Source organism: Rhodococcus sp. LB1, assembly GCF_001583455.1.
Classification (GTDB): domain Bacteria; phylum Actinomycetota; class Actinomycetes; order Mycobacteriales; family Mycobacteriaceae; genus Rhodococcus_F; species Rhodococcus_F opacus.
On sequence record NZ_LTCZ01000089.1, the window covers coordinates 181 to 11,251 of the forward strand.

Genomic DNA, 11,071 nt, shown 5'->3' on the forward strand with positions numbered 1-11,071 from the left:
TGCCGTCGATGGCCGATAGTGGGTAATGCGGAGAGGTGACCACCTGCCGAGGAACGGGAATCGCCTGACGGTTGGTATCGAGGTAGAGGCGGTATGCGAGCTGCCCGCGTCGATGGACGCCGGTGCTCGGGTCGACGGAGCCGAGGAAGTACCCGTGCACGTTGTCGACGGTCGAGAAGATCGCCCGCGCCCACTCGGCAACCTCCGCCGGCGGCAGATACGCGAACCCGGCCGCCGCGGGGAACCACTGTTCGGCCGCAACGTCGAACGGTGCGACGAACGTGTGAATCCGCAGCTCGATGTCCGTTCCGGTGCGCGCCGCCGCAGTGATGATGTGGGTATCCGCCGAAGCATCCTGTACGGCTAGGGACGGTAACTCCTGGTTGGCGCTGGGGTTTCCGGGGCTTGCGGGCATGGGGCAAGGGTACGGGCCGCCGATACCCGGACCGCGGGGTGACGACGAGTCGTCCGACCGTGCGATTGATCCGACGTAATGGGGTGTTGACTTGCGGTGACGGCATGTCCCCTGAATCAGGGTATCGCCCGACGAATCTGTCGGGCACCCGGAACGCAACCGAGCGACGAGGTTGTTCATCGACCCGATTAGCACTCCAACCTCGTCGACCTGCCATATTCGCGGTCACCGGCTGCAGTGGGTTTCGCCGTGCCAGGACCCGCGCACGCCGGACAGATGCCCATCAGAGGAATGGTCTGACGGGAAGGAGGCATCACGTGCGAGATGCTTGTCCGCGAAACCACCGGCCATGTGGCGAAATACCTGCTCGTGTGGCGGGCCCAAATCAAGGGGTGTCGTGGCCCTCGACGATGAGGACGATTTTGCCCGTGGTGCGGTTCGTCTCCCCAAGGGCGTGTGCCTTCGCAGCTTCGGCGAGCGGGAATGTCGCCTCGATGTGTGCGCGGAGTCGTCCGGCCTCGGCAAGGTCGGCGATCGCTTTCATGCCGGCATGGTCGGCCTCGACCAGGAGAGTTGCGACCCTCACGCCGAGCGTGGTGGCCCGCTCTTGCTCGCCGGCCGCGGCTCCGGGTAATAACGATACTAAAGTGCCGCCGGGGCGCAGTAGCTCGAGCGAGCGGGCTCGAATCTCGCCGGCGAATGGGTCCAGCACTATGTCGACGTCTCGGGCGGCCTCGGTGAAGTCCTCACTGCGGTAGTCGATTACCTCGTCCGCGCCGAGTTCGCGAAGGAACTCGTGCTTGGCGGCGCTGGCGGTACCGATCACATGCGCACCATGGGCCTTGGCGATCTGCACGGCGAGATGGCCCACCCCGCCCGCAGCCGCGTGAATGAGGACCTGCTGCCCGGGCTGGACGTCGGCAGTGTCGACAAGTGCCTGGTACGCGGTGAGTGCGGCGAGGGGGAGGGCACCGGCCTGAGTGTGGTCAATACCAGCAGGCTTGTGCGTGAACGCACGCGCGGGCCCGGTCACGTATTCGGCATGCGAGCCGACCCCATCGGGGTAAGGGAGCATGCCGAACACCTCGTCGCCGGGCATGAACCGAGTGACTCCGAAACCGACGGCCTCGACCACACCGGAGACGTCCCAGCCCAGCACCAGGGGAAGCCTGTTCACGAAGAGGCCGCTTGTACGGTGCCTCCAGTCCGTCGGATTCAATCCGGCCGCGCGAACTGAGACGAGTATTTCGCTGAGCCCGGGATCAGGACGGGCAATTCGGACTTCTTCAAGGACGTCGGGCTCACCGTATCTGTCCTGGCTGATGGCGCGCATGGTGGGTGCTGCTGTCGCGGACGGGCTATTGCTCATGGCCCCAGTTTCGAGGAAGGCCGCAGCCATTCGCAATGGCAAGATCGCCACCTTTCGATATAATCTGGCCATGGGATCTCACCGTGTCGTTGTGCTGGCCCTGGATGGGGTGTATCCGTTCGAATTGGGAATTCCGAGCCGGGTCTTCGGTGCCACCGATGGTCGTTACGAGGTACTGACCTGTTCGGTCGACGGCGGGCCGGTGCGCAGCAACGCCGACTTCTCGATCACGGTGGAGAATGGGTCGGAGGTCCTTAGCATGGCGGACACCGTGGTGATTCCATCGGTTGACCCCTCGCGCATCGCGAAAGAGCTTCCTGCAGCCACCGCCTCGGCCCTAGAGTCCGTGCGGCCGGGCGCCCGCATCGTGTCAATCTGTACCGGCGCATTCATTCTCGCGGCCGCTGGGCTCTTGGACGGCCGTCCAGCCACCACTCACTGGCGTCTGGTGACCCTCTTTCGCGAGTGGTTCCCTGAGGTGGCGCTGGATCCAAACGTCCTCTTTATTGACGACGGTGACGTCCTGACTTCCGCGGGAGCGGCGTCGGGCGTAGATCTGTGTCTGCACCTTGTGCGCACGGACCACGGCAGTGAGGTGGCCAACCATGCGGCGCGCAACTGCGTGGTCCCACCCTGGCGGGACGGTGGTCAGGCTCAGTACATCGAACAGCCGCTGCCCGAGATGTCCGCGAATGGAACGTCCGCAACCCGGCAGTGGTGCATTGAGAACCTCCGCGAGCCTTTGACCCTGAGGGACTTGGCTTCCCATGCCCGCATGAGCGAGCGCACATTCGCCCGTCGCTTCCACAGCGAGGTCGGTGTGAGCCCCGTCCGCTGGTTAATTCAGCAACGCGTTGCCCTGGCCCGGCACCTGCTCGAATCCAGCGATCTGTCTGTAGACGAGATTGCCAGCCAGGCGGGTTTCGGCGCGGCGATCTCTCTGCGACAGCATCTGCACGCATCCGTCGGCGTATCACCCCTTGCCTATCGCCGCACATTCCGGAGGACTCAGCAAAAGGCCGCTGACGTCGCTAGCCTGTGATGGAGAGCGGTGCCGATGGCGGAATCGAGACGGTGGATCCAGAAAGCTCCCCCCACCTGAATGGACCTGATCCGCAGAACTATCGTTACTACGAGAGCGGCGCTGCTCGGATGTTTAAGAGGCGTTCGAAGGCTTTGTGAAGTGTGGACAGACCCCGGTGATCGGTGGCGAACCGGGTTGGGGTGCCCGAGATCGGCGAATATCCACCCGAAGTACGTTTCCGCAGTCGGGCGTACGAGGATACGGCTGTGGGGAGGAGGGCCACGCTCGAGTGTGTGGCACACCCGCTAAAGGGCGTTTCAAGCAAGCGTATTGGCAACAGAGTTCCTCTCGATGCCGTCCAGCTCTTCGGTGGTGTAGTGCAAAAATTTCATGTGGTCCTGGACACAATGGACGGTACGAAATAGAGTTACTTAGTACCAAATAACGAACCGGTCGCGAGTGTTGCATTGCCATCGCGACACGTCTGCGCCTAATGAACGAACCCGAGGAGCCCTACATCGTGCGAAGATCGCTCACCTTTCAGTCTGGCAGTCTCATTGCAACGCTCGCCGTTGCGGCAGCGGCGGCAACCGGATGTACGTCGGCGGAAACGTCCGAATCCGACGGTTCTCCGGCGCACTCCGATAGTTCGAAACTCGTCGACGCACCCGCGCCGGCTGCCGTGCAGGACTGGCTGAACTATGACCGTCCCGGCGATTTCGACAGTATCGAAACGCAAGTGCAGGTGCCGACGCGCGACGGAACCGAGTTAGCGTGCACGCGATTTCAGCCCGGTCGTGAGGGGGTTCCGGACACCCAGGACCAGCATCCCGGCCTGATCTTGAACTTCATGCCCTATTACAAAGACAGCTACACCGGGCAGCATGCCTACTTCGCCGAGCGGGGCTACGACGTGCTCACGTGTGATGTTCGCGGCGCAGGGAATTCCCCGGGAGAGTATCCGGGTTGGTTTCAAGCCAAGGAGTCCGAGGACAATTACGACATCATCGAATGGCTCGCAGCTCAACCAAATTCGAACGGCCGGATCGGCCAGATGGGCTCGAGTTACGGGTCGATTACGTCCTATCGCGCCGCGGCGCTGAAACCGCCACACCTGACGACAATCGTCCCCATCGTCTCGCCTACCAACATCTACTCCGAGTGGGTGTACCCGGGTGGTGTGCCGTCGACGGTGGGTTCGTGGTGGGCGAATGAGGGACCGGTGTTGGACACGGCCGCACATACCCGAGTCTTGTCGGACTTCCAGCAGCATCCACAGTTCGACGACTACTGGAAGCAGATTGTCACGACGAACAAGTTGCAAGATGTTTCGATACCCGCCCTGCATATCGGCGGATACTTCGACATCTTCAAGAACGGTGGCTTCGATGCTCTTGCGCAGCGCGCCGACCAGACATGGCTCCTCTACGGTCCGTGGACGCACAAGCCGATCATTTCCGTCGCGGGTGCGGAAGAGAACGAAGAGAATGCAAACACCATCACTACGGGAACGGTTCTGCAGTGGTTCGACAGATGGCTGGCGGAGCGACCAGAGGCTGATCTACCTCCGACTCGCGTGACCTCCTACGAATCGAACTCCACTGACCATTCCGGCGAGTGGCGGTCTCTCGATCAATGGCCGGCCAACTCGACGGACGTGCTGCGGTTGTATCCCACTGGTGGCGGGCAGCTGACCGAATCCATCCCCCCACCCGCAGACACTCAGTACGCGGTCAATCCGTATGACGGACCATCGGAGATGGAAACTGGCACCATGCCATGGGCAGAGTCGCAGGATCAGGCCCAATCGGAGACCGCGAAGGCGAACGAACTGGGACGGTATTCCCTCGGGTACCCACGGACCACCTTTACCCTCCCAGCGTTCGAGAAGGACACCACAGTCGCGGGCCCGGTGGCCCTACATGTCAGTGCGTCGATCACTGCACCCGACACGTACTTCGTGAGCAAGCTGGAAGTGGTCACTGCTGACGGACGCGTGCTGCCGATCGAAGCCGGATATCTGCGCGCGCAGCTCCGCGAAAGCTTCGAACGAGTCGTTCCTGTCACCCCCGGTGAGCCGACCCAATACCGAATCGACCTCGGGCATACTCACTGGCGTTTTACGGCAGGCGAACAGCTACGAGTCACGCTCAGTGGGGGAGACATCCCCAAGGTGAATCCGACTGCCCCTGCCGGTGTCGTGACGATTCACCACGGAGACAAGACTTACGTAGACGTCACCACCCACAACGACTGACAGCACACACTGTAAGGAAAGACACGTGGTGGACCTGGGTGTTCTGGGCATCGACATCGATTTCGCCAGAGGCGAAGAGATACGCACCGAGATCTCAACTAAATTCACCCGGGAATTGCTCGAGTCGGAATTCGAGCTTGCTGGTTGGACGCCAACTGACTGGTGGACCGACGGCGACTATGCGCTTGCCCTGGCGAAGAAGGACGCGTGAACGGCGTGGCGATGACATTTCGCTTCTGAGCACCGCGGGAATATCCAGCCGGTAGCTGGTCCACCGCCACACCGGTGTCGGTAACCACGATGCCGTCCCCCCGGTTGCCGACTGCTGGCCCACACGCGCCATGTCAGGCGCCCGATCGTGCGCGGAGGCCGTCGACGGCGCCATGGAGGCCCCGAGTGATGCCATTCCGCATCGTTTCGCGCAACGTCATCGTCGATCCCCGTCTCGCCCGCGATGGCACCCGAAGGGCAGCACAACCGTAAGACGCTACGAAACTTGATGCAGCTCAGAGCGACAAAATGCGGGTACGAAGCGTAGCCAACGCGTACCTAATGTAGTACCTTTTGACAACAGTGACCTCAGCAACAAGTGAATGGTTGCGATGTCAGCGACGTCCGAAGCCGGTTGCTTCGCGTTGCGAATCCGACAATCGACGGGCGCGGAACACCTGCCCCAGCCCGCACAAAAGCAAGGAGTTTGCGTGTCTCAATTCAAGGTCGACCTGGATGTCACCGTCCCGATGCGCGACGGAACGGCGCTCAAGGCCGACATCTATTGGCCGTCAACGGACGACGGTCCGTGGCCCGTACTACTCCAGCGAACGCCGTATGACAAACGGTCCTGGATCACCACGGGAATCTTGGAAGTCCTCTCCGCCGTTCAGCGCGGTTACATTGTTGTGCAGCAGGACACCCGCGGCAGATACGGCTCGGAGGGGGAATGGCTGCCGTGGGCCCATGAGCAACGGGATGGATTCGACACCGTTGAGTGGGCGTCCCAATTGCCGGGAAGTAACGGCAAGGTCGGTATGTTCGGCGGCAGTTACACAGGAAACACCCAGTGGTCGGCCGCGCTCGCCCAGGCCCCAGGGCTGACAGCCATTGCGCCGCAGGTCACCTGGCACGATCCGGACAACGGGTTGTTCTTCCGCGGTGGTGCGATCGAGCTCGGACTCAACGGATGGTGGTCGATGACACAATCGCTCACGCAGCTTCCCAAAGCGATCGAGTCACCCACAGCACTCGTCGAAGCCTTCGTCGCCATGGTGAACGATCACGACATGCTCACCCCACGCGGATACTGGGAGCTTCCCGCCGCTCCTCTGCCGTCGCTCACCCGTACCGGCCTGCCCGATATCGGCGTTCAGCGTGCGATAGAACAACCCGAGACACGCGAGGAATGTCGCATCGCCAATCAGGGCGACCGAGTCACGATTCCGAGTCTGAACATCGCCGGTTGGTACGACGTGTTTCAGCAAGGTTCTCTCGACAACTATGTTGAGATGCGCCGCCAGGGGCTCACGACACGGCTGATTGTGGGGCCGTGGGAACATTTGAGCGTGTTTGGCCAGGGAGGCGGTCAGACAGGGGAAGTGAATTTCGGGATTGGATCGGTAGCACCGCCGGCGCCGGGCATCGCGACACTGACCGACGTCCAGCTCGAATGGTTCGACCATTATCTTCGAGGTGAACCCGCGACAACTGCGCATGACTCAGGGGTGAAGATCTTCGTGATGGGAGTCAACCAGTGGAGAGACGAGAAAGATTGGCCGCTCGAACGCAGAATCGACACTGCGATGTATCTCGGCCAGCACGAGGATCTTTCATTCGACGCTCCGACCGGTGACGAGTCCTATTCTCAGTACACCTACGACCCAGCCGATCCGACTCCGACGACCGGCGGAGCCCAGATACTGGCATCGGAATTCACGCGCGGGCCGAAGGATCAATCGAGCGTCGAAGGTAGGGCGGACGTACTCGTGTTCTCCACACCGCCCCTGGAGCGAGACCTCGAAGTAACCGGCCGCGTGCGGGCGACCTTGTTCGCGTCGACAGACGGACCATCGACCGACTGGGTTGTGCGTCTTTGCGACGTCGACGAACGCGGCGTCTCACGCAACATTGTCGACGGCATCGTCCGCGCGACGACCGAAGCTGGACGCGTCGACGAATACGACATCGACTTGTGGTCCACCAGTATCGTGTTCAAGGCCGGTCACCAGATCCGGGTGCAGGTTACTTCGAGCAACTTCCCTCGATGGGACCGAAACCTCAACACAGGTGAGGGCGTTAGAGCAACTGAGATGCGGCAGGCCCGCCAGAAGATCTATCACGATGCGGAGCGACGCTCGCACATCGTCCTTCCCGTCATTCCGTGACCGCGAAGCGAACGATCTGCGTCCAGTTGGTCTACATTCGAGGCGACCGACACGACCTACCGAAAGTCCAATTGAACGTGGCGTTGTAAGCGGGCAATTTTCACCCTGTGCGTTCGTGAGGATGAGGCACTATGGAAAGCGGACCTAGGAGGTCGAAGAGATCTGCCTGATTCGCCGACGTTGTTGGTGGCGCGAGCGTGACACCCGGTCGCGCCACCACAATCTCTCGGCCTGCCAGGCGAAGAACTGGATCCGATGAGCGGCTACTGGGCGAACGGCGCGGCGGAATCGCACCCGTCCTACGAGCGCACAGAAAGAACAAGAAGCCACCGACGTGCTCTGTGGCCTGACTGTTCGAATCCAGACCGAGACGACCAGCCACTACGTGGGTCTGCCTGAGAGCGCATGCGACTCTATGTCTCGAGACGGTCTCGGCTCTTCGAGCGAACGGCATCCGCGGCAACACCAGTCTCGTGGTAGAGCACCTCGTTCAATCCGAGTTGCAGTCCATGCTTCGCTATAAGCTCGTTCACGATCACGCCCAACCGGGCGCGGTGTTCGTCGCGCCGGGCCGCGAGATAGGCCACTCGCGTCTCCTGAGGTTCATCTACAAGTTGCGGTTCGAGTCGGCTGCGGATGTACGTCTTGAGATTGATGTGTTCGACATACACCCGGCGGGCAGGTCGGGCACGTAGCGGTGGACGTCGAGCTGTGTGTTGGGTTCACTTCGCCAGCTTTCGGCCAAGGGCCCGATGTCGAGCGCGTCGAAGACTAGGGTGCTTAGTGATTCGATGATCGCCTCCTTTGCGGCCGCGTCGTCGCCCGCAATCGGCAGCGTGGTGCGCTCTGGATCAGCCTCTGGTGCGGCGTTGAGAAGCAGATGCATGAAGTCCTGATTATTCAGCGCCTTTACAACTTTCGAGTCCTTCAGGTGTCGCTGTACCAGCTCACTGGTGGTTATCGCAGCTTCCTGCACCTCGGGATGGGCGCCATCACGCATAGGGTAATAGTTCGTCGTGTCTATAACGATCTCGCCGGCCAATTCGTCAGCCGGGAGTTGCTCGTAGGCGGAGAAGGGCACGGCTGCGACGATGATGTCGCCGCCCCTAATCGCGTCGACCGACGTGGCGGCGCGCACTCGCGGGCCGAGCCTGTCCGCGCGGCCAGTGAGCGTCTCGGGTCCGCGTGAGTTGCTGATAATCACGTTGTAGCCAGCTGCGACAGCGAGCCGTGCAACCGACTCGCCGATCATGCTACTTCCGATAATTGCGATGGTCTGCACCATGCCGCTTCCAATCCTGTGGTCGAGGACGCGGCGTCCACCCGGATAACAAAATGGGTACTTACGGTATTTGGTAACGTACCAACAGGTGGTGACACGTATCGCCGGTCGCCAAGTGCAGACCCTCCCTGAAGGCGGCACGCCCCCGCCGAGAAGCTGGCGAGAGTCACCGATCATCTCGACACCGGCGCCGTACAGCGCGGTGGGCATTGGTCCCGGTGTAACCCCCGATGCGCAGAGCGGCCGTCGCGAGACGAGGAATCAGAACAGTGAAATGGTGGTTGGGTATAAAGCCCCACGTCGCGGTGTCAGAGGTCACCACCAATTCGGCTCGGAAGGGTCGCGAGCGAGCGGTGCGCAGTCCGCCGATCCTGGGCTTGAAGCGGTAGGCCGCCGTCGATTCTGGTCCACCACCTCGTACCGATCACCGCAGAACTCGAACTCGGCCGTTACTTGCCGTGCTCCGGCCTCTACACGAGCTGACCAGCCGAACTTCCGACAACCAAGTGGATCGAGATCTGCCGTCACCTCAGGTCGCATGACATGATCTGGTCGATCCGACTGTGACAAAGTTCGACCGAGACGGCTGATTCGGATGGAATGATTGTCGGGGCACTCTGTCAGTTCACCAAGTTTCGTGACACATGTTGGCGCGCCCTGCTTCTGGGGCGCGCCGTTCTCTACCCGAGCGGGCTCGGGTAGACCGGCGTCTACCCGAGCCCTGGGGCGCGATGCTAGCTCTCGACGCGCGTCTTCTTTAGGCCGAAGACCACGAGTAAAATCAGTACAGCCAGGTAGCCGAAGTACCACGTGCTCATGCCCTGTCCGCTCAGCCATGTGAGCAGGAACGGCGCCGTACCGCCGAAGATCGCTGTAGCCAAGTTGTACGGGGCGCCAACTCCCATCGCTCTCATCCGGCTGGGGAACTGCTCGGTCATGATCACCGCGAGCACGGAGAACATGCAGGCGGTCAATGCGAGAAGCGCCAAGTCGACTATCAGGGACTGCCACCACACGTCGGACAGCCCGCGACTGAGAGGCACGACCAGCACCGCTCCACCGAGCGCGAAGGTCAGCCCGAATACTCGCCGCCCGAAGCGATCCGACAGATGCCCGAACAGCGGCAGCAGGAACATGAACACTATGAGGGCAAGGGTGTGGACGCCGAAGGTCGTGCTTGCCGGCAGTCCGATGGACTTGATCAAGTGGGTCGGCATGTACGAGACGAAGGTGTACCAGGCCGTCGCCGCTCCCGCCATCAGCATGAAGACGCGGAGCGTCTCGCGTGGGTAGACGGACAGCAGGGCCGTGAGGCCAGACGGCTTGCCATGTGACTCTTCGCTGTTGTCGAGTGTTTCGGCCATCGCCGAGCGGACCCACAGGCCGACCAGTCCGGCGGCGCCACCGATGAGGAATGGGATGCGCCATCCCCAGTCGTTGAGCGCTTCGGTCGACATCGCCGCGGCCAGGCCGAATCCGAGCAGCGTCGCCATGACGATTCCGACTACGACCGTGGTGTACCACAAGCTGGTGTAGAGGCCTCGGCGGTTCGCTGGGGCGATCTCGTACAGGTAGGCCATCGCTCCACCTGATTCACCGCCCGCGGCGAATCCCTGGGTCATGCGCGCGGCCACCAGAACGATGGGTGCAAGAACGCCGATTGTCTCGTAGGTCGGGGAAATCCCGACTATCAGGGTGGGTACCGCCATCAAGACGATCGTCAGAGTCAGCGCACGTTTGCGGCCTCGCTTGTCCGCATAGCTACCGATCAGCCAACCACCGAGCGGGCGGACGAAGAACCCCACCGCGAACACCGCGAAGGTGGACAGAAGCGCTGCTGTGGGATCGCTGGCGGGAAAGAACAAAGGGGCAAAGTAGACGGCGAACGTGGCATAGATGGTGAGGTCGAACCACTCGACCACGTTGCCGACTGCGGCTGCCGCCAAGGGGCGCACCCCTGTGCGCGGCGGATTCGCCGTTAACGATGGCGATACTGTCATCACTGGCCTCTCGGTACGAAATGGGGTTGTTTATTACCGTGACTGTAACCACATAACTGACGAAACGATAGAGGGTACAAGAAGCTTTTTAAACGTACCCTCGGTGTCGCTGACGTGGAACCACAATGTTGCGTGAGACGCCGCGTTCGTCGGCGGTGCTACCGATCCAATCCCGAACTTCACTCGCGACATGCTTCTGCTACGCCGCGACGGCGCAACCAACCGCACTGAGGACACAGTCGCACCAGGCCGAGCGAATGGTCGAGACCTCCGCCGTGCACCCACCAACGACCCTCCCTCTAGTAGTCACAGGACTACCGTCTTAACCTGCCGCTTTCATGCGAAC

At 61.6% G+C, this 11,071-nt stretch carries 6 protein-coding genes and 2 pseudogenes; 4 read left to right on the forward strand and 4 right to left on the reverse strand.

Features of this window, described 5'->3' with window-relative positions; translation table 11 throughout:
• Nucleotides 1–415: pseudogene (locus AZG88_RS15495) on the reverse strand (N-formylglutamate amidohydrolase); the annotation flags it as partial.
• Between the two features lie 385 nt (nucleotides 416–800).
• Entirely contained in the window at nucleotides 801–1,814 is a 1,014-nt protein-coding gene (locus tag AZG88_RS15500) for an NADP-dependent oxidoreductase (RefSeq protein WP_331712269.1), read from the reverse strand.
• A 40-nt stretch (nucleotides 1,815–1,854) separates the two neighbouring features.
• On the opposite strand from AZG88_RS15500, the gene AZG88_RS15505 reads away from it, so the two are divergent.
• The 4 genes and pseudogenes from AZG88_RS15505 to AZG88_RS15520 all read left to right on the forward strand — a co-directional run bounded on the left by AZG88_RS15505 (nucleotide 1,855) and on the right by AZG88_RS15520 (nucleotide 7,443).
• Complete coding sequence (locus AZG88_RS15505; RefSeq protein ID WP_061698185.1) at nucleotides 1,855–2,826, forward strand: GlxA family transcriptional regulator; 972 nt, start codon at nucleotides 1,855–1,857, stop codon at nucleotides 2,824–2,826.
• A 475-nt stretch (nucleotides 2,827–3,301) separates the two neighbouring features.
• Nucleotides 3,302–5,065 carry a CocE/NonD family hydrolase gene (locus tag AZG88_RS15510; RefSeq protein WP_061698182.1) on the forward strand — a complete coding sequence of 588 codons (1,764 nt, stop codon included), beginning with the start codon at nucleotides 3,302–3,304 and terminating at the stop codon, nucleotides 5,063–5,065.
• A 19-nt stretch (nucleotides 5,066–5,084) separates the two neighbouring features.
• Nucleotides 5,085–5,276, forward strand: a pseudogene (locus AZG88_RS15515) (L-histidine N(alpha)-methyltransferase); the annotation flags it as partial.
• Between the two features lie 490 nt (nucleotides 5,277–5,766).
• The gene (locus AZG88_RS15520; protein ID WP_197487827.1) at nucleotides 5,767–7,443 is read left to right on the forward strand and encodes a CocE/NonD family hydrolase; all 1,677 of its coding nucleotides are present in this window, start codon (nucleotides 5,767–5,769) and stop codon (nucleotides 7,441–7,443) included.
• Between the two features lie 607 nt (nucleotides 7,444–8,050).
• Here the strand turns inward: AZG88_RS15520 and AZG88_RS15525 are convergent.
• Both AZG88_RS15525 and AZG88_RS15530 read right to left on the reverse strand, forming a co-directional pair.
• The gene (locus AZG88_RS15525) at nucleotides 8,051–8,728 is read right to left on the reverse strand and encodes an NADPH-dependent F420 reductase (RefSeq protein ID WP_197487828.1); all 678 of its coding nucleotides are present in this window, start codon (nucleotides 8,726–8,728) and stop codon (nucleotides 8,051–8,053) included.
• Between the two features lie 731 nt (nucleotides 8,729–9,459).
• Nucleotides 9,460–10,671 (reverse strand): MFS transporter, encoded by a 1,212-nt coding sequence (locus AZG88_RS15530; protein WP_061698184.1) that lies wholly within the window; start codon nucleotides 10,669–10,671, stop codon nucleotides 9,460–9,462.
• Nucleotides 10,672–11,071: the final 400 nt, after the last annotated feature.

Bases quoted from the DNA above. Each gene is read 5' to 3' on its own strand.
- AZG88_RS15500 (WP_331712269.1), bottom strand. From the start codon at position 1,814: ATGGCTGCGGCCTTCCTCGAAACTGGGGCCATGAGCAATAGCCCGTCC.
- AZG88_RS15505 (WP_061698185.1), top strand. From the start codon at position 1,855: ATGGGATCTCACCGTGTCGTTGTGCTGGCCCTGGATGGGGTGTATCCG.
- AZG88_RS15510 (WP_061698182.1), top strand. From the start codon at position 3,302: ATGAACGAACCCGAGGAGCCCTACATCGTGCGAAGATCGCTCACCTTT.
- AZG88_RS15525 (WP_197487828.1), bottom strand. From the start codon at position 8,728: ATGGTGCAGACCATCGCAATTATCGGAAGTAGCATGATCGGCGAGTCG.